The 19,699-nt window shown below is 71.5% G+C and carries 23 protein-coding genes; 10 read left to right on the top strand and 13 right to left on the bottom strand.

Annotation, left to right across the window (positions count from 1 at the left end; translation table 11 throughout):
• Window positions 1-64 precede the first annotated feature (64 nt).
• Window positions 65-427, top strand: coding sequence for a DsrE family protein (locus tag OG488_RS20520; RefSeq protein ID WP_329231228.1), 363 nt, complete (start codon window positions 65-67; stop codon window positions 425-427).
• A 19-nt stretch (window positions 428-446) separates the two neighbouring features.
• On the opposite strand, the gene OG488_RS20515 is transcribed toward OG488_RS20520, so the two are convergent.
• The 8 genes from OG488_RS20515 to OG488_RS20485 form a co-directional block, all read right to left on the bottom strand.
• Entirely contained in the window at window positions 447-800 is a 354-nt protein-coding gene (locus OG488_RS20515; protein ID WP_329231227.1) for a DUF3099 domain-containing protein, read from the bottom strand.
• 144 nt (window positions 801-944) lie between these two features.
• Window positions 945-1,232, bottom strand: coding sequence for a DUF1416 domain-containing protein (locus OG488_RS20510; RefSeq protein ID WP_014154938.1), 288 nt, complete (start codon window positions 1,230-1,232; stop codon window positions 945-947).
• A gap of 48 nt (window positions 1,233-1,280) precedes the next feature.
• Window positions 1,281-2,120, bottom strand: a complete 840-nt coding sequence (locus OG488_RS20505) for a sulfurtransferase (RefSeq protein ID WP_329231225.1) — start codon at window positions 2,118-2,120, stop codon at window positions 1,281-1,283.
• A 150-nt stretch (window positions 2,121-2,270) separates the two neighbouring features.
• On the bottom strand, window positions 2,271-2,351 hold the full coding sequence (locus tag OG488_RS39290; RefSeq protein WP_350310325.1) for a putative leader peptide: 81 nt from the start codon (window positions 2,349-2,351) through the stop codon (window positions 2,271-2,273).
• A 250-nt stretch (window positions 2,352-2,601) separates the two neighbouring features.
• Window positions 2,602-3,297, bottom strand: a complete 696-nt coding sequence (locus OG488_RS20500) for an LmeA family phospholipid-binding protein (RefSeq protein ID WP_329231224.1) — start codon at window positions 3,295-3,297, stop codon at window positions 2,602-2,604.
• Window positions 3,298-3,452: 155 nt separating this feature from the next.
• Window positions 3,453-4,907 carry a hypothetical protein gene (locus OG488_RS20495; RefSeq protein ID WP_329231222.1) on the bottom strand — a complete coding sequence of 485 codons (1,455 nt, stop codon included), beginning with the start codon at window positions 4,905-4,907 and terminating at the stop codon, window positions 3,453-3,455.
• A 10-nt stretch (window positions 4,908-4,917) separates the two neighbouring features.
• A complete protein-coding gene (locus OG488_RS20490; protein WP_329231220.1) occupies window positions 4,918-5,172 on the bottom strand; it encodes a MoaD/ThiS family protein in 255 nt (84 codons plus the stop codon).
• A gap of 41 nt (window positions 5,173-5,213) precedes the next feature.
• A complete protein-coding gene (locus tag OG488_RS20485; protein ID WP_443074231.1) occupies window positions 5,214-6,176 on the bottom strand; it encodes an alpha/beta hydrolase in 963 nt (320 codons plus the stop codon).
• Window positions 6,177-6,473: 297 nt separating this feature from the next.
• On the opposite strand from OG488_RS20485, the gene OG488_RS20480 reads away from it, so the two are divergent.
• The 6 genes from OG488_RS20480 (at window position 6,474) to OG488_RS20455 (ending at window position 12,074) form a co-directional block, all read left to right on the top strand.
• Entirely contained in the window at window positions 6,474-7,277 is an 804-nt protein-coding gene (locus tag OG488_RS20480) for a response regulator transcription factor (protein ID WP_329231217.1), read from the top strand.
• Window positions 7,278-7,301: 24 nt separating this feature from the next.
• The gene (locus OG488_RS20475; protein WP_329231215.1) at window positions 7,302-8,345 is read left to right on the top strand and encodes a LacI family DNA-binding transcriptional regulator; all 1,044 of its coding nucleotides are present in this window, start codon (window positions 7,302-7,304) and stop codon (window positions 8,343-8,345) included.
• A gap of 94 nt (window positions 8,346-8,439) precedes the next feature.
• The gene (locus OG488_RS20470; RefSeq protein WP_329231213.1) at window positions 8,440-9,684 is read left to right on the top strand and encodes a S1C family serine protease; all 1,245 of its coding nucleotides are present in this window, start codon (window positions 8,440-8,442) and stop codon (window positions 9,682-9,684) included.
• A 13-nt stretch (window positions 9,685-9,697) separates the two neighbouring features.
• Window positions 9,698-9,874, top strand: a complete 177-nt coding sequence (locus OG488_RS20465; protein ID WP_329231211.1) for a hypothetical protein — start codon at window positions 9,698-9,700, stop codon at window positions 9,872-9,874.
• Between the two features lie 47 nt (window positions 9,875-9,921).
• A complete protein-coding gene (locus tag OG488_RS20460) occupies window positions 9,922-10,653 on the top strand; it encodes a response regulator transcription factor (protein WP_124273950.1) in 732 nt (243 codons plus the stop codon).
• Complete coding sequence (locus tag OG488_RS20455) at window positions 10,650-12,074, top strand: HAMP domain-containing sensor histidine kinase (protein WP_329231210.1); 1,425 nt, start codon at window positions 10,650-10,652, stop codon at window positions 12,072-12,074. Before OG488_RS20460 ends, OG488_RS20455 begins: the two co-directional genes overlap by 4 nt.
• Before the next feature lie 139 nt (window positions 12,075-12,213).
• Here OG488_RS20455 and OG488_RS20450 read toward each other — a convergent pair whose 3' ends face one another.
• The 3 genes from OG488_RS20450 to OG488_RS20440 are packed head-to-tail and all read right to left on the bottom strand — an operon-like array spanning window position 12,214 to window position 13,492.
• Window positions 12,214-12,426, bottom strand: a complete 213-nt coding sequence (locus OG488_RS20450) for an imine reductase family protein (RefSeq protein WP_329231208.1) — start codon at window positions 12,424-12,426, stop codon at window positions 12,214-12,216.
• Window positions 12,427-12,434: 8 nt separating this feature from the next.
• On the bottom strand, window positions 12,435-12,629 hold the full coding sequence (locus tag OG488_RS20445) for a DUF397 domain-containing protein (protein WP_329231207.1): 195 nt from the start codon (window positions 12,627-12,629) through the stop codon (window positions 12,435-12,437).
• Window positions 12,630-12,634: 5 nt separating this feature from the next.
• Window positions 12,635-13,492: a helix-turn-helix domain-containing protein gene (locus tag OG488_RS20440; protein ID WP_329231205.1), complete on the bottom strand. Its 858-nt coding sequence runs from the start codon at window positions 13,490-13,492 to the stop codon at window positions 12,635-12,637.
• A gap of 247 nt (window positions 13,493-13,739) precedes the next feature.
• Here OG488_RS20440 and OG488_RS20435 point away from each other — a divergent pair, with 247 nt between their 5' ends.
• A complete protein-coding gene (locus tag OG488_RS20435) occupies window positions 13,740-14,201 on the top strand; it encodes an ATP-binding protein (RefSeq protein ID WP_329231203.1) in 462 nt (153 codons plus the stop codon).
• A 100-nt stretch (window positions 14,202-14,301) separates the two neighbouring features.
• Window positions 14,302-15,519 (top strand): cell wall protein, encoded by a 1,218-nt coding sequence (locus tag OG488_RS20430; protein WP_329231201.1) that lies wholly within the window; start codon window positions 14,302-14,304, stop codon window positions 15,517-15,519.
• Between the two features lie 7 nt (window positions 15,520-15,526).
• Here the strand turns inward: OG488_RS20430 and OG488_RS20425 are convergent, their stop codons facing one another.
• Window positions 15,527-16,411, bottom strand: coding sequence for a phosphatidylinositol-specific phospholipase C (locus OG488_RS20425; protein ID WP_329231200.1), 885 nt, complete (start codon window positions 16,409-16,411; stop codon window positions 15,527-15,529).
• Window positions 16,412-16,590: 179 nt separating this feature from the next.
• Window positions 16,591-18,405: a bifunctional metallophosphatase/5'-nucleotidase gene (locus tag OG488_RS20420; protein WP_329231198.1), complete on the bottom strand. Its 1,815-nt coding sequence runs from the start codon at window positions 18,403-18,405 to the stop codon at window positions 16,591-16,593.
• Window positions 18,406-18,624: 219 nt separating this feature from the next.
• Between OG488_RS20420 and mshD the strand changes: the two genes are divergently transcribed.
• Window positions 18,625-19,548: a mycothiol synthase gene (mshD, locus tag OG488_RS20415; RefSeq protein WP_329231197.1), complete on the top strand. Its 924-nt coding sequence runs from the start codon at window positions 18,625-18,627 to the stop codon at window positions 19,546-19,548.
• Window positions 19,549-19,699: the final 151 nt, after the last annotated feature.

The raw sequence follows: 19,699 nt of genomic DNA, 5'->3' as shown, positions 1-19,699 counted from the left end.
TGCGCACACAACTGACCCACAGGTCACAGGGGAGGTTGCACGGCCGAGGATTACAGTTCGGTACATGCCGAAGAAGCTCGTGATCAAGGTGACCGCCGGAGCCGATGGGGCCGAGCGCTGCTCGCAGGCCTTCACCGTGGCGGCCGTGGCCGTCGCCAGCGGGGTCGAGGTCTCCCTGTGGCTGACCGGCGAGTCCGCCTGGTTCGCCCTGCCGGGGCGCGCCGCCGAATTCGAACTGCCGCACGCCGCGCCGCTGCCCGATCTGATCGACTCGATCCTGGCGGGCGGCCGGATCACCCTCTGCACCCAGTGCGCGGCACGGCGGGACATCACCGAGAAGGACGTCCTGGAGGGCGTGCGGATCGCCGGTGCACAGGTCTTCGTGCAGGAGGCCATGGCGGACGGGACCCAGGCACTCGTCTACTGACCCGGCTCCGCGGGAGGAGCTACCGGCGGTTCCTGCCGTCGAGTTCGTCCCACCACGCGTCCGACGTGGGGTCGCCCGTCCGCTGCCTCCCGGCCTTCCCGGCCGGGCGCGGGCGTGCGTCCCGTGTCGTGCTCGGGGGCCGGGGCGGTGAGTCCCCGGACCGGGAGTCCCGGGCGGGGTCGTCCCACCAGCGGTCCTCCGGACCCCGCCGGTTGGCGACGATCGCCGCGACGGGCGGTATGACCATGGCGACCACACACATCGCCACCGCCGCCGGGACCGACCACAGGCGCACGAAGGCCCAGGCGGAGACGAAGAGGAAGAGGCACCCGCCCATCATCAGGAAATAGGCGCGCCTGCGCCGGGCGTACATGTCTCCAGCGTAGGGCTCTCCGGCGCGGAAGCACATGCGGAAGAACCTGAGGAAGCACCAGCGGACGGCACGAAGGGCCGCACCCCTGATCAGGTGGCGTCCAACCCCCTGGGGTGCGGCCCTCCGGCCGTATGTGCGCGTGAACTACACCGCGATGGCGACCTCGGCGAGGCCACCGGTCTGCGCCACGACCGTACGGTCGGCGGTGCCGCCCGGAACCAGGGCGCGGAGCGTCCAGGTGCCCTCGGCCGCGTAGAAGCGGAACTGCCCGGTCGCCGAGGTCGGGACCTCGGCGGTGAACTCACCGGTCGAGTCCAGCAGACGGACGTAGCCGGTGACGGGCTCGCCGTCGCGGGTCACGCTGCCCTGGATGGTCGTCTCGCCCGGCTTGATCGTCGAAGCGTCGGGGCCGCCGGCCTGTGCTCCACACATGGTGTTCTGTCCTTCTGGTCGGGGTCCTGCTGATCGGGTCCTGCGGAATTACTTGTTGGCGCCGAGCTCGATCGGCACGCCCACCAGGGAGCCGTACTCGGTCCACGAACCGTCGTAGTTCTTGACGTTCTCCTGGCCGAGCAGCTCGTGCAGCACGAACCAGGTGAGCGCGGAGCGCTCACCGATGCGGCAGTACGCGATGGTGTCCTTGGACAGGTCCACCTGCTCGTCCTCGTAGAGGGCCTTGAGCTCGTCGTCCGACTTGAACGTGCCGTCGTCGTTGGCGTTCTTCGACCACGGGATGTTGCGGGCGCTCGGCACGTGGCCGGGGCGCTGCGACTGCTCCTGCGGGAGGTGCGCCGGGGCGAGCAGCTTGCCGCTGAACTCGTCGGGCGAACGGACGTCGACGAGGTTCTGGCTGCCGATGGCGGCCACGACGTCGTCGCGGTAGGCGCGGATCGACTCGTCCTGGGCCTTGGCCGTGTACTGGGTGGCCGGGCGCGTCGGGACGGCGTCGGTCAGGTCGCGGGAGTCGAGCTCCCACTTCTTGCGGCCGCCGTCGAGCAGGCGGACGTCCTGGTGGCCGTAGAGCTTGAAGTACCAGAAGGCGTAGGACGCGAACCAGTTGTTGTTGCCGCCGTAGAGGACGACCGTGGTGTCGTTGCCGATGCCCTTCTCGGACAGGAGCTTCTCGAAGCCGGCCTGGTCGATGAAGTCACGGCGGACCGGGTCCTGGAGGTCCTGGGTCCAGTCGATCCGGATCGCGTTCTTGATGTGGTTCTTCTCGTACGCCGAGGTGTCCTCGTCGACCTCGACGATCGCGACCTGCGGGTCGTCGATGTGGGCCTCGACCCAGTCGGCGTCGACCAGAACGTCTGCGCGGCTCATGTGTTTCTCCTCCGGGGCAGTCTGCGGCGGGGTGGTGCGGTGTGCGGGGTGCGAGGTGTACGCGCAGGTGCTGGGAGCGGAACGCGTACGAAGGCACGGGTTCGGCCCTGACATCGTCGAAGGGCCGGGGGAAACGGGAGAGGGTCCCGCTCAGAAGGTGCGACAGAGCATGGCGGCGACGCGGCACAGGTCTACTGCCCGCCGCTTCGTGAGGTCCGCCTGTCGCTTCATGTGTCCGATCGTAGGGAGGTACGGGCGGAGATGTCACCGCCGTGTCGGATGATGAGACACGATCGTCCGCGATGCGAGACGGATCATGCGGGGAGGGCGGTCGCGGCGCGGGATCCCGGTCCCGGAACCCGACGGTCATCTACGGGGCGGACGAGCCCGTCTCACTATCTGGATCGCCGGGCGGTCCCGCTCCGTCGGGCCCCTACCCAGGGCGGCCGGAGGTTACCCGCGGCCGTCCCGTGTCGTGCCGTCAGCCCGCCAGTTCGACGTCGGAGCCGGTCATCGATATCTCCAGGCCGCCCGGCGCGACCTCGATCTTCTCCAGCTTCAGCCCCGCCGGCAGCCCGCCGATCCCGCGCTCGAAGTCGGTCTTCTTCCTGACCAGGTCCTCGATGCCGGGGATCCCCTCGCCCGGGACCTCGTCGGCGCGGACCTTGACGGTGTCGCCGTCGACCAGGGTGACCGTGGAGAGCACACTGCGCGTGACCGTCCGCTCCACCAGCGGGATCCGGACCGTGCCGGTGACCTTGACCTTGCCGTTGCCGCCGTAGGCGACGGTGACCCCGTCGTCGGCGGCCTCGGTGAGGGCCGCGTAGGAGACGAGGACGGTCCCGGTGGCCCGGGAGGCGGTCGCACTGGTGTATCCGGCGCCGAGCGTCACCTGGTGCAGCCGGGCCCGGATCTCACTGATCCGTATCTCCCGCCCCGCGGCCCTGGCGCGGATGTCCTCGACCGTGACGTCGACCTGGTCGAGCTCGGACCCCGCCACCTGGGTCAGGAAGGGGAAGCCCTTGATCGAGACGTCGGTGGAACCGGTCTCGACACCGCCGAAGGAGACCCGCTCCTCGGCCTCCGACTCCGCGAAATGGACGGCGGCCCGGTCCACGGCGACGAACACGCCGCCCAGGACCACGGCGATGATCAGCAGTATTCGCAGTGCGCGCATGCCTGTTGTTCCCCCACTCGGACCGGCCTGACCCCTGGTGCACGTGAGCCTACTGCCGCCGCGCGGCGCGCCCGGAGTGATCGACGAGCGGAAGGCCCGCACGGTTCCCCTGTGCGGGAGCAGGAGTGAGGGAACGTCAGAAACGTCCGAAAACGTCAGGCGATCGCACGGCCGATCAGATAGACGGCGGGAGCCGCGGCGGTGAGCGGCAGGGCGACTCCTGCCGTCATGTGCACGAAGCGGGACGGGTAGTCGTAGCTCGCGACCCGCAGGCCGATCAGCGCGCAGCCCCCGGCGGCGAAGCCGAGGAACGCGGCCTGCGCACCGAAGTCGGTGAACACCCCGGCGGCCGTTCCCGCGCCCGCCGAGGCGAGCAGGGCCCCGACGACCGAGACCGGGCCGGGCAGCGGCAGGGCCCTGACGAGCACGCCCGCGGCGACCGCGACACCGCCCACCGTCACCGCGTCGGGGACGGCCGCCAGGTGCCCGGCCGCCAGCACGGCGAGCGCCGCCGACGCGACGGTGGCCGTCAGGCCGTACATCCGCTCGTCGGCACCGGCGTGGCTGCGCAGCTGGAGGACGATCGTGAGCAGCACCCAGACGCCGAGCGTGCCGAGGATGGCCGCCGGGGCATGGCTCCGGCCCGCGACGAGCAGCACGGCATCGGCCACGACACCGCCGGCGAAGGCCAGGGCGATGCCCTGCCTGGCCGGCCACATGCCGTTGAGCCGGAACCATCCCGCGGCCGTCACGGCCTGGAGCAGGACGAGGGGCACGAGCAGGGCGTACGACCCGATCGCTGCGCCGAGGGCCAGGAGCAGCCCCAGCCCGGCGGTGATCGCGGCGGGCTGCATCCCCGGGGCGATGATCGGCGAACGCCCCTCGGCGCGGGCCCGCTGGGCGTCGGTGATCCGGCTGTTGCCCAGGGTGGTGGGCGCGCTGTAGCCGTCGGAGGTGTCTGCCGGAGCGACAGCGGCGGCGGGAGCGGCGGCGGGAGCGGGCGCGGCGACGGGCGGAGCCGTCGGGACCTCGGGCGGCAGCGGGTAGGCGCCCTGGGCGCCCTGCGGAGCGACAGGGGCAGCGGGAGCGGCGGGAGCCGCGGCCTGCCCGGCCTGGTGCTGCTGCGGCTGGATGGTCGGCTGGTACTGGGTGTCCCAGGTCTGCCCCTGCCACGTCTGGGTCGCCCCCTGGTCGCCGTCGTGGGGAGAACCCTGCTCCGGGTACACGGCGGGCGGCTGCTGCTGCGCGTACGGCTGCGGGGGCTGCTGCGGCTGCTGGTACGACTGCTGCCCGCCGTACGCCGCTTCCTGACCGTAGGCCGGGGCCTGACCGTAGGCCGGGGCCTGACCGTAGGCCGGGGCCTGACCGTACGCGGGGTCCTGGTTGTACACCGGGGCCTGGTCGTACGCGGGGTCCTGGCCGTGGACCGGGGCCTGGTCGTACGCCGGGTCCTGACCGTAGGCCGGGCCTTGGCCGTACGTCCGGCCGTACGGCTGCTGCGGTGGGTTCTGCGGGTTCTGCTGCCCCGAGGCCGGGTCGTAGGGCTGCTGTCCCTGGTCCTGCCGCCCGTGTCCCGGGTCGTACGGATACTGCTGATCGCTGTTGCTCATGGTCTGCGGTTCACCCTCCTGCGAACGGCGGGAGCACCTCGACCGTGCCGCCCTCGGCAAGCCGTACGGTCTCATGTCCACGGGTCCCCACAGGATTCCCGTCGATGAGGAACGAGCATCGGAGCAGTACGCGCGACAGCTCACCGGGGTGCCGCTCGCGCACCCCGTCGAGCGCCTCGGCGAGTGTCTCCGCCGCGTACGGCTCCTCCGCGGTCCCCGCTGCGGCCTTGGCCGCGGCCCAGTAGCGGATCGTCCCCGCTGCCATGGCGGCACCCCTTTCGTCGTGCGTCAGCTGTCCATCATGGATCACGCCGACTCCGTCCAGTCGGCGATACGGGCCAGCAGGCCCTCGTCCGCGGCGTTCTCCGCGTGGCCCATGCCGCGCTCCAGCCAGAGCTCGGCCCCGTCCCCGGCTGCCGCCGCCAGCATCCGGGGGTGGTCGACGGGGAAGTACGGGTCCCGGTCGCCGTGCACGAGGAGCAGCGGCGCGGTGATCAGCGGGACCGCCTCCACCGGTGAGAGCGGCACCGGGTCCCAGTCCTCCCGGTGGATGCGGGTGCGGAAGCCGTAACGGCCGACGAGACGGCCGGTGGGGCGGGTGACGACCCAGTGGAGACGTCGCATCGGGGCCGTGCCCCGGTAGTACCAGCGGGCCGGTGCGCTCACCGCGACGACGGCGTCGGTGTGCGCGTCCCGGGCCGCGTCCATGTACGCGCCTGAATGCGCCTGTGCGCGCCCCCCGTGCGCCGTATGCGCCCCAGTGCGCCGCTCCACCCGTTCGGTCCCAGGGGCGCGTTCTTCCTCGGCAAAGAATTCTCCGGCTTCCGGAGCCGTATACAGAGCCGCGTGCCGGAGCACCACGGAACCGCCCATGGAGAAGCCGACCGTAACGATCCGGCGGTGTCCCAGCGACCGCGCCCAGGCGACCGCGGCGGCCAGATCCAGGACCTCGCGGTCGCCCACCGTGGACCGTCCGCCGGACCTCCCGTGCCCCCGGAAGGAGAACGTGATCACGGCCGCACGCTGGGCGAACACCGCAGCCGCGCGCAGCAGCGCGGGCCGGTCGACGGCGCCGGTGAAACCGTGCGCGAGGACGACGGCCGTCCCGTCGGAGGCACCGCTTCCGCCGGCCCCGGAACCCGCCGTACACGGGGTGTACACCGCCTCGATACGGACCCCGTCACCGGTCAGCAATGTGGTGCGCCGGGGGACCGGCGTGATCGAGGGAACAGAAGAACTCATGAATCGACCCTCGGACACAGAACTCATGTGGGCTATTCTGCTGCGAAGAGGATCCGGGCAAAGCAGCCCCCGGGTCCTTTTGTGCTTTCCGAGCGTTGTTACAGCAGCGTTTCCACAAGCTCAGCGGTCCCCGGGCGCGGGACCGCACAGTAAAAACCGTATGACAGCCGTCGCGGGTGATGGCCGTACGGGAGTACGAAGCAGTGCCGCATACTCCCCCGGGTCCGACCCGGGAGTGCCCCTCTCGCAGGGAACGAGGAGGACCGACGTAATGGGCGAGCTGAACGTGCACGATCGACCGACGACCCGGACAGGTGGGCGGCGATGAGTTCACTGCTGCTTCTGACGAATGCCCTTCAGCCGTCGACGGAGGTGCTCCCCGCCCTCGGTCTTCTGCTCCACAGCGTGCGGGTCGCCCCCGCCGAGGGCCCCGCCCTCGTCGACACCCCTGGTGCCGACGTCATTCTCATCGACGGCCGCCGCGACCTCCCCCAGGTGCGCTCGCTGTGCCAGCTGCTGCGGTCCACCGGACCCGGCTGTCCGCTGATCCTCGTCGTGACGGAGGGCGGCCTGGCGGCCGTCACCGCCGACTGGGGCATCGACGACGTCCTGCTGGACACCGCGGGCCCCGCCGAGGTCGAGGCCCGACTGCGGCTGGCCACCGGCCGTCAGCAGATCACCGCCGACGACTCCCCCATGGAGATCCGCAACGGCGATCTGTCGGTCGACGAGGCGACGTACAGCGCCAAGCTCAAGGGCCGGGTCCTCGACCTGACCTTCAAGGAATTCGAACTGCTCAAGTACCTCGCGCAGCACCCCGGCCGGGTCTTCACCCGCGCCCAGCTGCTCCAGGAGGTGTGGGGCTACGACTACTTCGGCGGCACCCGCACGGTCGACGTCCACGTACGGCGGCTGCGGGCCAAGCTCGGCCCCGAGCACGAGTCGCTGATCGGCACCGTGCGCAACGTCGGCTACCGCTTCGTCACCCCCGAGAAGGTGGACCGCGCGGCCGAGGAGGCCAAGGCCAGGGCCGCGTCGAAGCCGGCGGAGCAGGAGGTCACCCGTTCGGAGCAGTCCGCGGAGGCCGAGATCCCGGAAGAAGCCCCGGTCCGGCCTGCCAAGCGGTAGGTCGATCCGCGTAGACTGCCGCGCGTGGCCAAGGTGACGCGGGACGATGTGGCGAGACTGGCGGGGACCTCGACAGCGGTCGTCAGCTACGTCATCAACAACGGACCGAGGCCGGTTGCCCCGGCCACGCGCGAGCGGGTGCTCGCCGCGATCAAGGAGCTGGGCTACCGGCCCGACCGGGTCGCCCAGGCGATGGCCTCGCGGCGCACCGACCTCATAGGGATGATCGTGCCGGACGCCCGGCAGCCGTTCTTCGCGGAGATGGCGCACGCGGTCGAACAGGCCGCCGCCGAGCGCGGGAAGATGGTGCTGGTCGGCAACTCGGACTACCGCGACGAACGCGAGGTCCACTACCTCCGGGCCTTCCTCGGCATGCGGGTCTCAGGGCTGATCCTCGTCAGCCAGGGTCCCAGCGAGCGCGCGGCGGCGGAGATAGAGGCCTGGGACGCCCGCGTCGTCCTGCTGCACGAGCGCCCCGAGGCCATCGACGACGTCGCCGTCGTCACGGACGACATCGGCGGAGCCCTGCTCGCCACCCGGCACCTCCTGGAGCACGGCAACGCGTACGTGGCGTGCCTCGGCGGCATGGAGTCGACCCCGGTGGTCGGCGACCCGGTCGCCGACCACATCGAGGGCTGGCGCCGTGCGATGCACGCGTCGGGACGCTCGACGGAGGGCCGCCTCTTCCACGCCCCGTACAACCGTTACGACGCCTATCAAGTGGCCCTGAAGCTGCTCGCCGGCCCCGACAGACCGCCGGCGATCTTCTGCTCGACCGACGACCAGGCGATCGGGGTGCTGCGGGCCGCGCGCGAGCTGCGGATCGACGTACCCGGCGAGCTCGCGGTGGCCGGATTCGACGACGTGAAGGAGGCGGGGCTGACCGACCCGCCGCTGACCACGGTCTTCTCGGACCGTCCGGCGATGGCCCGGGCGGCCGTGGACCTGGTCCTCGACGACTCGCTGCGGGTATCGGGGTCCCGGCGCGAGCGGCTCAAGCAGTTCCCGTCCGCGCTCGTCGTACGCCGCTCGTGCGGCTGCGGGGAACCGACGGTCACACCGCGGTAGCCCAGCGCGTCCTTATATCGGGCATACGCGGTTCTGCCGGGCTTCTCAGGGCACACTCAGGCTGCTCTCATGTTCGCTGGCCACTCTCGTAGACATGACCGACAGCCACCGCCCGAGCGGCGAGTACCCGACGTCCCCCTCACACGACAACGGTTCGCGCGACAACGGTTCCTACGCCGATGGTTCGTACGGCGAGGGTTCGTACGGCGAGGGTTCGTACGGCGAGGGTTCGTACGGCGACGGCTCGTACGCCGGTGCGCCGCAGGGCGGCTCCCCGTACGACAGCTCGTCGGACGGCCGCGCTCCGTACGGCGGCGCGTCCTACGGCGGTGGCGAGGCGGCCTACCCGCCGCCTCCGGCCCACGAGCCGGGGCAGCCCACCACTGTCATTCCCGCGTACGCCTGGCCGGCGCCCGAGCCCGTCCCGGCTGCGGAGACACCGAAGGCCGAGCGCCGGGTCAAGCGCCCCCTGGCCCTGCTGGCCGCCGTGGCGATCGCCGCCGCGGCGATCGGCGGCGGCACCGCGACCCTCATCGGCCAGCTCGCCGACGGCGGCTCCGCCGGCACCGGATCCGGCGGCGTCGTCAGCGGCACCACCGTCTCGCAGAGCAACGCGGGCACCGTCTCGGGTGTGGCGGCTGCCGTGTCGCCCGCCATCGTGGAGATCAGCGCGAGCTCCTCGGCCGGCGATGCCACCGGCTCCGGTGTCGTCATCACGGGCGACGGCGAGATCGTCACCAACAACCACGTCATCTCCGGCGCCTCCACGATCAAGGTGGCCCTCAGCACCGGCAAGACGTACACCGCCGACGTCGTCGGCACGGACGCCGACAAGGACCTGGCGCTCATCAAGCTCCAGGGCGCGAGCGGACTCAAGACGGCCACCCTCGGCGACTCCTCCTCGGTCAAGGTCGGCGACGAGGTCGTGGCGATCGGCTCGCCCGAGGGCCTCACCGGCACGGTCACCAGCGGCATCGTCTCCGCGCTCGACCGCGACGTCACGGTCGCCAAGGAGGAGCAGCAGGAACAGCAGCAGCAACAGGGCGGCCAGAACTGGCCGTTCGAGTTCGGCGGCCAGCAGTTCAACGGGGAGACCGGTACGTCCAAGACGACGTACAAGGCCCTGCAGACCGACGCCTCGCTCAACCCCGGCAACTCCGGCGGCGCCCTCATCAACATGAACGGCGAGATCATCGGAATCAACTCCGCCATGTACTCCCCCAGTTCCGCCAGCAGCTCGGGCAGCTCGGCGGCGGGCAGCGTGGGCCTCGGCTTCGCCATCCCCGTCGACACCGTCAAGGCCGACCTGGACACCCTGCGCGCCGGCGACGGCTCCTGACCCGGAGGTCACCATGAACCCCGACACCACGGACACCGGCCCCTCCGGACTGTCCCTGCCCCTCGCCCTGGCCGCCGAACTGGCCGCCCCGGCCCCCTCCGCGACCGCACCCCGCCCGGCCGAGGTCCGCACGGGCACGAGCCGCACGCGACGTGCCGCGCGACGGCGCGCGAACGCCGTGCGAGGCTGAGAGCCCAGCGCACCGAACCCGGCACGAAGGAAGAGGACGAAGAAGCGATGAGCCCCGCCGAAGACGATCCGCAGCGCGTCCTGATCGTCGACGACGAGCCCGCCGTGCGGGAGGCCCTGCAGCGCAGCCTCGCGTTCGAGGGCTACGGGACCGAGGTGGCCGTGGACGGCTACGACGCCCTCGCCAAGGCCGAGTCGTACGCCCCCGACCTGATCGTCCTGGACATCCAGATGCCCCGCATGGACGGCCTCACGGCCGCCCGGCGCATCCGGTCCACCGGGTCGACCACGCCAATCCTGATGCTCACCGCCCGCGACACCGTCGGCGACCGGGTCACCGGCCTCGACGCCGGCGCCGACGACTACCTCGTCAAGCCCTTCGAGCTGGACGAGCTCTTCGCCCGCATCCGCGCCCTGCTGCGCCGCAGCTCGTACGCGGTCGCGGCGGGCGGCCCCGTCCCCGACGACGACGTCCTGTCCTTCGCCGACCTCCGCATGGACCTCAACACCCGCGAGGTCACCCGTGGGACCCGCCGGGTGGAGCTGACCCGCACCGAGTTCACCCTGCTGGAGATGTTCCTGGCCCACCCCCGGCAGGTGCTGACCCGAGAGCAGATCCTGAAGGCCGTCTGGGGATTCGACTTCGAACCCAGCTCCAACTCCCTGGACGTGTACGTGATGTACCTGCGCCGCAAGACCGAGGCGGGCGGCGAGCCCCGCCTCGTCCACACCGTGCGGGGCGTCGGCTACGCCCTGCGCTCCGGCGGCGGTGACGGGTGACCGGCCTGCCCCGCCGGCTCCGCGCCCTCCCGCTCCGCTCCCGGCTCGCCCTGCTGGTCGCCACGGCGGTCGCGGTGGCGGTGGCAGCGGTGGCGGCGGCGTGCTGGTTCGTGACGCGGGAGCAGCTAGAGCACCAGCTGGACCAGTCGCTTCGCAGCTCGACGGCGATCGACGAGACGTACGTCCAGAACCTGCTCAACGCCTGCGGGGGCACCGCGGCCCGCCAGCGCCCAGCGCCCGGCTCGTACAGCGTGCAGATCATCGCCACCACCGGTGACCCCTGCGCCGCGCCACCGCGCCCCCAGCCCTTCCCCACGACGGACGAGGACATCGCCGTGGCGGGCGGTGACAGGGACGACGTCCTGCACACCGTCACGGACACCGATGGTGCCAAGCTGCGCGTCTACACCTACCAGATCAGGCTGGACCGCCCTGGCCCCGGAGCAATCACCACCCTCGCGGTGTCCGTGGCCCGCCCGATGGACGATGTCACCGACCCCCTCTCGACCCTCGCCTGGGTGCTGTTCTTCGTCGCCGGCGTCGGCGTCGTCGGAGCCGGCGCCGCAGGTCTGTGGATCGCCCGTACCGGCCTGCGCCCGGTGGACGACCTCGCGCACGCCGTCGCACACGTGGCCGAGACCGAGGACCTGACCATCCGGATCCCCGCGGAGGGCGAGGACGAGATCGCCCGGCTCTCCCGGTCCTTCAACTCCATGACCAGTTCCCTGGCCACCTCGCGCGACCGCCAGTCGCAGCTCATCGCGGACGCCGGGCACGAGCTCCGCACCCCGCTCACCTCGCTCCGCACGAACATCGAGCTGCTCGCCCGCAGCGACGACACGGGCCGGGCGATCCCGCCCGACGACCGCAAGGCCCTGATGTCCTCGGTGAAGGCGCAGATGACGGAGCTGGCCGCCCTGATCGGCGACCTCCAGGAGCTCTCCCGCCCCGACGCCACCCAGCCCGGCCCCCTCCAGGTGGTCGCGCTGCACGACATCACCCGCGCCGCGCTGCAGCGCGCCCGGCTGCGCGGCCCCGAGCTGACCATCACCGCCGAGCTGGCCCCCTGGTACGTACGTGCCGAGCCGGCCGCCCTGGAGCGGGCCGTCGTCAACGTCCTGGACAACGCGGTGAAGTTCAGCCCGGCCGCCGGGACGATCGACGTCACCCTGCACCGCGGCGAGCTGACCGTCCGGGACCACGGCCCCGGTATCCCCGCCGAGGAACTCCCGCACGTCTTCGACCGCTTCTGGCGCTCCCCCTCGGCCCGCCAGCTCCCCGGCTCGGGCCTCGGCCTGTCGATCGTGGCCCGCACGGTCCAGCAGGCGGGCGGCGAGATCGCCCTGCGCCCGGCGGACGGCGGCGGCACGGTGGCGTCGATCCGGCTGCCGGGGGCCCCGACGCCGCCTCCGAGGGTGTGAGGGCGGGCAGCTCAGAGCCGGCGACGGAATTCCGCAGCGAACTGCGGGCCACCGCCAGAGTCACGCCTGTCCAGCAGACCACGCGCATCACGCAGCGCGCAGGTAGCTGCCGACCCGCGACCGCAGGACGGCGGCGCGGTCACGCCTCGGCCTTCGCCGTCAGCCCCACCAGGCTGGAGAGGCCGTCCTCGGCGTGGCCGGCGCCCACGGCGCACCGGAAGAGGCCCACGACCACGGCCGGACGGGCGGTGCCGACGCCCGCGTCGGCATGGGTGTGCAGGATGTGCTCGACGCGCTGACCGACCCCGGTCGGCCGAAGGGGCCGGACACACTCCGCACGGATCGTGGGCACCGCGCGGCTCAGGCCAGGTCGTCGAACTCGCCCTCCTTGGCCCCGCCGAGGAAGGCCCGAAGCTTGGCGCGGCTGGTACGTACGACCACGTCCGGGTTGTCGCTCTCGCGCAGCAGTATCTCGCCGTCGTACTCGGCGAGTTCGAGGCAGTTGTTGCCCTCGGCACCCGATGACTTCGAGGACTTGCGCCACTGGATTTCCATGACTCTCACGCCTTCATGCTCTGGGTGATATCGCGGATGAAGTCCCGCGAGCTCTTCGGATCGAGAGACCGGCTTTCGACCCGGTCCAGCACGGCCCGGTAGTTCACGAGGCGGCTCTCGGCATCGATGAACGCGGGCCCCGTCGCGGTGTCCGTCTGTACGGTGTCGAGCTGCGGGACCGGACCGTAGACATATTGTGTCGAGCTGCCGATCTCCGGGAAACCGCCCGCCGCGAAGGGGATCACCCGGACCGTGACATTGTCGCGCTCCGACTCCGCCAGCAGATGCCCAAGTTGCTTGCGGGCCACACCGGAACCGCCGTATGTCATCCGCAGCGCAGCCTCGTGAATGAGAAACACGCAGGTGGGCGCATCTTCCCTGTCGAGCACATCGCGACGCCGCAACCGGTGGGAAAGCAGGCGACGGAGGCGTTCCGGGCTCAGCGGGGGCACAACCTCGGCGAACACGGCGCGGGCGTACTCCTCGTTCTGCAACAGCCCCGGCATGTACAGGATTTGCGCCGACCGGATCGCTACGGCGTGATGCTCAAGCTCCGCCAGATCGAGTGCTGCGCTGACGAGATCGCCCCTGTAGTCCTCCCACCATCCGTTCACGCGCTCTCCAGCCATCCCGGACAAGGCATCGACGTATGCGGCGTCCGGGCACTCGTAGTGACCGGCCCATGCGCGCACCCGTAGGGCACTCACTCCGAAGCGTCCCGCTTCACTGTTGCTGACAGTGGTGCGGTCCGTGCCCAGTGCGGCAGCCGCCTCGGTGAGGGACAAGCCGGTGCGCTCCCGGAGTCTGCGCAGTTCGGTGCCCACCCGGCGCTGACGCGCAGTGGGCGCCTTCCTCGATGCCATCGGACTCCCCTTTCCTTTCGAGCCTCAGTGTGACCCGTCACCCGACAGGGTTCACTTTGCCCATCACGTTACCCACATAGACCCAACACGTGAGGTAATCAAATCGCGATGCCTCAATCACCGCACCGCAGCCTTGACCTGAAGTGCAGCCGCTCCGAAGCGCCTTGAGAGAGATGCGCCCGCGCGGCCATCACCCCGGTTAACGAGCCGCGCGCCAGTTCGGATCGCATCACGTGGGGAGACCGTCATGACCAGCGCCAAGACCACCGCACCCTCCACCTCACCGCACCGTCGGGACGGCGAGGACTACCGGCTGTCCCTGCCCAACACCGCGCGCTCGGCCGGGATCGCGCGGCACTTCGTCACGTCGCTCCTCACCGGCACCCCGCACAGCGGACTCGTCGAGGATGCCCGGCTGTGCGTCACGGAGGTCGTGGCCAATGCCCACCGCCACACCCGTACGTCACTGATCCGCGTGCATGTCACGATCGGCCCCGAGCAGGTGACCGTGTCCGTCGCCGACGACACCCCCTGGACCGCGCCCGCACCCGGCGGGCCCCGCACCGGCCCCGCGCAGGAGTGCGGGCGGGGGCTGCTCCTCCTGGAAGAGCTCGCCCTGGCGTGGGGGGCGGACGTCTGCGGATGCTGCACCCCCAGCCACAAGGCGGTGTGGTTCACGCTCGCCGCTGACGCGGGGGTCGCCGCGTAGCGCTCGGCTCTCTCGCGCCCGTACGGCGGTGCAGGCCTGACCGCTCGCCGTGATGCACCGGCAGGCCGGCCGAAGGCCCGCCCCACCTCTACGGACCCTGATGCGCCCCACCACCGGCGCGGCTTCGCGCTGCGCTCCCCCGGCATGCCCTGATCCGGCATGGACCCGCATTCCCCGCACCTCGCAGGAGGTCGACGCCACCCCGGCCCGCCGCGCCCGGCCGCGTACGTGGCTGCCTGCCGTGACCTGGCTCGTCGGTGCGGGCCTGCACCCACGCGCCAGCGGAACGACACTCGCCGTGGCCCGGGACCTCGCGCTACGGATGGACTACCGGCTGGGGTTCGTCCTCTACGACCTCGAAGGCACCGCCGTCCGATGCGGGGTGTCGACGGCGACGGTGAAACGCCATGTCCGGGTGCTGCGGGAGCTCGGCGCGCTGGCGTGGCACCGGCACGGCACGAAGAGGAACCTCCGGCTCCCGGGACGCGCGTACACCGCGACGGCGACCATCTACGCGGCCACGATCCCGGCCGTCTACGACGCGGCGATGGGGCACCGGCTCGCGGGCACGGGCTACGGCGCCCAGCTGCGCGGCCTGACGGACGAAGGGCGGACGCGCGCGGTCGGCGCTGTCCGCGCCACCCCACAGCCTGTGGACAAGCGGCACCAGGGCGCGACCCTTCCCACACAGCGTGCACCCCATTCCCTCGGGCCCCACCACGACGTTCCCACCCCTGACCTCGACGGTGGAATGAACTACACCTCGCGGCAGAACCGCAGCACCAAGAGGGACGGAAGCGGCGTCAGAGCGTCACACCGCAGCCCGTGGCAGGTGGCCCACGACATCAGCGTCGCCCGGCAGGTCCGGCCGCTCGTCGGCTGGACCCAGCGGGAGGGTCTCCGCCGACTGGCCTTCGCGCTACGCCCGTTGATCGATCGAGGCCTGGACGCCCACGACATCGCGGCCGAACTCGTCGGCATGGCACTCGGCTGGCGACCCGCGCAGCCGGCCGGGTACATCACCGCCGCCCTCACCCGGGACGGGCGGGCCGGGGCGACCCGCCGGCCGGAGGAGGAGCTCACCGCCGACCCGGCCGCCCACCGGGAGTGGCAGCAGTGGCTGGCCGCCCGCCCGGCCGACACCCCGGCGCGCACGGACGACGACCGCCGCCACGCCCGGCTCTACGCGTGGGACCGGTGGTACGAGGTGGCCGCCCACTACGACGAGGACCCCGACGACGCCCTGGACCTCTACGGAACCCGGCTGTGCGCCTACGCCGTGAAGCGGTCCGCACGCTCGGCCGCATCCCCGGCGTAGTCACGCCTCAACCGGTCGGGTTGTGCCGGATCAGCGACTCCACCAGCCCCGACCGCGTCGCCGGATAGTCCAGCGGGACGATGCCGAGCCCGGTCCAGCCCGCCGCCTCCGTCCCGTCGAGGAACGCGTGCACCTGCGGGTTGAGCCGGTCGGAGTTCCAGCGGGGCGGCAGCAGGGCCGCCGTGCTCACGTAGTTCATGAACAGCTTGCCCGGCTGCTGCGCGGCCTTGCGGAACTGAGCCTCGATCTTCGGGTACTTGGCGATCGGTTCCGCCATGTAGTCGTCCTGGATGTCGAACAGCGCGGAGTCGGCGTACCGGACCCCCGGCAGGCCTCCGTTGTCGGCGAGCAGCACGACCTTGCCCCGGGCCGCGCCCAGGTCCGGGAGCGTGGGGTCGAGACGGAGGAGCGAGCGCCAGCCCTTGCCGTCGAGGTAGAGGTCGAAGATCCGCCGGAACGCGGCGTCGCTCTCCTCGGAGTACTCCTGCTTGACGCGCATCAGGACGGTCTCCGAAGGGTGCCGGGCCAGGAAGTCCCGGCAGGCGACCAGCACGTCGTCGAAGTTCAGGTTCTGGTACGACGCCCCGTGATGGATGGCGTACGCGTCACCGCTGATCCGGCAGCGGATGTCGAGGAAGCGGATGCCGCTGCCGAGCTGCTCGGCGACGGTGGTGTTCTGGCACGCCGTCCAGAGTCCCCCGAAGCGCGCCCCCGAGTTGTGGGTTCCCGGGATCGTCAGACGCCGCAACGGGGTGGAGTCGGCGATGCCGCTCATCCAGTCCTGGGTGCCCACCGCCCTCGCTACGGCCGGCGTCGTACCGATGACGACTCCGGTGGCGGCGGCCAGGGCGCCGGTGAGGAAGCTCCTGCGCGTGGTGGTGTACGGGCTCATGGGGACATGCCTCCGACGGCCGTGGGGGGAGTGGCCTTGGGATTATGACCTGTACTCATCAAGGGCGGAACAGGGCCTCGGCGGCACCCGAACCCCGCCACGCGGTGCGGACCGGCCGCGGGAACGGCAGCGGGGCGGTGAGCCGACCGGCCCACCGCCCCGTGCATCACGCGTACCGCCTACTGCACGATCGTGATCCGGTCCGTGGCCGGCGGGGCCAGCGGCGCGGTGGCCGTGGAGTGCGCCGCCAGGTAGGCGTTGAACAGGTCCAGGTCGGAGGGGCCGACCAGCTTGTTCGTGCCCTGGCCGAGGGCCGCGAAGCCGTCGCCGCCGCCCGCGAGGAACTCGTTCATCGCGACGCGGTAGGTCTTCGCCGGGTCGATCGCCTCGCCGTTGAGCAGGATCGAGGAGCTGACCACACGGTCGGCGCCCGCCTTCGTCATGTCCAGCGTGTAGGTGAGGCCCTTCGAGACCTGGAGGATCTTCGGGGAGGCCGCGTTGGAGCCGCTGACCTGCTGCTGGAGTGCGGCGACCAGCTGCGCGCCGGTCAGGTCGACGACGTTCATCATGTTGGTGAACGGCTGGACGGTGAACGCCTCGCCGTACGTCACCACCCCGTCGCCCTCGCTGCCCGACGCCGTGTACACCAGGTCGGAGCGGATACCGCCGGGGTTCATGAACGCGACGACCGCGCCGCCCTTGTCGGCGGGGGCCAGGCCCTCCAGCTGGGCGTCGGCGATCAGGTTGCCGAGCGGCTTCTCGGGGGCCGTGGAGCCGCGGCCGTTGATGTCGGCGGAGATGAAGCCCTGGGGACGGCCCGCGATGGGGGCGGCGAGCGTGTTCCAGCGGGCGATCAGCGCCGTCATGTCGGTGGCCTTGGCCTGGTCCCGGCTGACGACGTGGTTGGCCGAGGACGGCGACTTCACCGACGTACGCACGATGTCCTTGGTGCGGCGGTCGTAGGTGAGCGTCGTGTCGGTGTAGAGCTTGCCGAACGAGGACGCCGAGGTGACCATGCGCGGCTTGCCCGACGGGTCCGGCACCGTGCACACGTACGCCTGGTGGGTGTGGCCCGTGACCAGCGCGTCGACCTTCGGCGTGATGCCCTTGGCGATGTCGACGATCGGCCCGGAGATCCCGTCACCGGCGCCCGGGCTGTCGCAGTCGTAGTTGTATGAGGAAGAGGCCGGGGCCCCGCCCTCGTGGATCAGGGCGACGATGGACTTGACGCCCTGGCGGTCCAGCTCCTTTGCGTACGTGTTGACCGTCTCGATCTCGTCGTGGAACTTCAGGCCCTTGACGCCGTTGGCCGTGACGATGTTCGGCGTGCCCTCCAGGGTCACCCCGATGAAGCCGATCTTGACGCCGTTCTTCTTCCAGACCGTGTACGGCTTGAGGACCGGCTTGCCGGTCTTCTCGTTCGTCACGTTGGCCGCGAGGTACGGGAAGTCCGCGCCCTGGAACTTCTTGCCCTTCTCGTAGCAGCCCTCGACCGGGTGGCAGCCGCCGTTCTGCAGGCGGGCGAGCTCCGTGGCCCCCTCGTCGAACTCGTGGTTGCCCACGGTCGTCACGTCGAGGTCGAGCCCGTTGAGCGCCTCGATGGTCGGCTCGTCGTGGAACAGCCCCGACAGCAGCGGGCTCGCGCCCACCATGTCGCCGCCGGCCGCCGTGACGGAGTACGGGTGCCCCTTGCGCGCGGTGCGCAGCGAGGTGGCGAGGTACTCGACGCCACCGGCCGGCACCGACTTCACCGTGCCGTCGGCCTGCGTCTCGCTGACGGTCCCGGCGGAGCCGGCCGGCGGCTCCAGGTTGCCGTGCAGGTCGTTGAAGGAGAGGAGCTGCACGTCGACGGTGCGGGACGGGTGGCCGTGACCGTGCCCCCGGTCATGGGCGCCGGCCGGCATCGCGGCGACGAGCGCGCCCACGGTGGTCAGCCCGGCCACGGCGGCGAGCGCCCGCCGGGACGCACGGTTCTTCTGCGGAGTCGCTGACATCGGTCCCCTTGTGAGTGTCTGGATCCTGCGTGCGGCAGCCTAGAGTCAACGCGCGTAGCGCGACAGATGTGCGGGGTTACGAACTGGTTGCCGGACGCTCAGAAAGGGGTCGATCACCCGTAGGGCGTACATATCGAGCAGAAACGTCACCGCACACGGGACGACTGACGCGTGGTCACCACCCCCGGCCCCCCGGCCCCGCCCCGTACGCTCGTACCCATGACGACTGACGCACCCCTCCCCTCCCCCGGGCGCGAGATCGAGACCCTCGACGCGCTCACCCCCGAGCAGGCCGGCGCGGTCCTCGACCTCCTCGGCGAGGCCGCCGGGACCGACGGCCGGCAGGCCGTCTCCGAGCAGGGGCGGCTGCAGTTGAGGGGCGGGCACCGTGAGGGCGTCCGGCATTTCCTGCTCACCGTCGACGGTGTGCTGGCCGGATACGCGCAGCTGGAGGACGCCGACCCCGTCGAGGCCCCCGCCGCCGAGCTGGTCGTGGCCCCCGCCCACCGGGGCCGCGGACACGGCCGCGCCCTCGGTGCCGCGCTCCTGGCCGCGACCGGGAAGCGGCTGCGGGTCTGGGCGCACGGCGGCAAGTCGGCCGCACGGCACCTCGCCCAGGTGCTCGGCCTCTCCCTCTTCCGCGAACTCCGGCAGCTCCGGCGCCCGCTGGACTCCCTCGACATCCCCGAGCCGGCCCTCCCGCCCGGCGTCACCGTCCGCACCTTCGTGCCGGGCCAGGACGACGCGGCCTGGCTCGCCGTCAACAGCGCGGCGTTCGCCCACCACCCCGAGCAGGGCTCCCTCACCCAGCGGGACCTGGACGACCGCAAGGCCGAGCCCTGGTTCGACCCGAAGGGCTTCTTCCTGGCCGAGCGCGACGGCGAGATCATCGGCTTCCACTGGACGAAGGTGCACGCCGAGGACCAGCTCGGCGAGGTCTACGTCGTGGGCATCCTGCCCGACGCCCAGGGCGGCGGCCTCGGCAAGGCGCTCACCGCGACCGGGCTGCGCCACCTGGCCTCCCTGGGGCTCCCCACGGCGATGCTCTACGTGGACGCCGACAACCCCGCGGCCCTGTCGGTGTACGAGCGGATGGGCTTCGCCACCCACGAGGTCGACCTCATGTACCGCACGGAGTCCTGACCGGCACCGTGCCCTCCGTCCGGCGGACCCGCGCGGCGCCCCCACGGGCCCTCCGGGGTGCAAGCCTGCCCCGCCCCGGGTCCGCCCGGAACGGAGGGCACCGGTCCGGTCGAGTTCTCGATGATTTCTGTACTACGGTTCCGGAACCGGC

It is taken from the genome of Streptomyces sp. NBC_01460, from assembly GCF_036227405.1.
Classification (GTDB): Bacteria; Actinomycetota; Actinomycetes; order Streptomycetales; family Streptomycetaceae; genus Streptomyces.
Note: the sequence above shows the minus strand (reverse complement) of the source record. Positions and strands in the feature narration are given on the sequence as shown.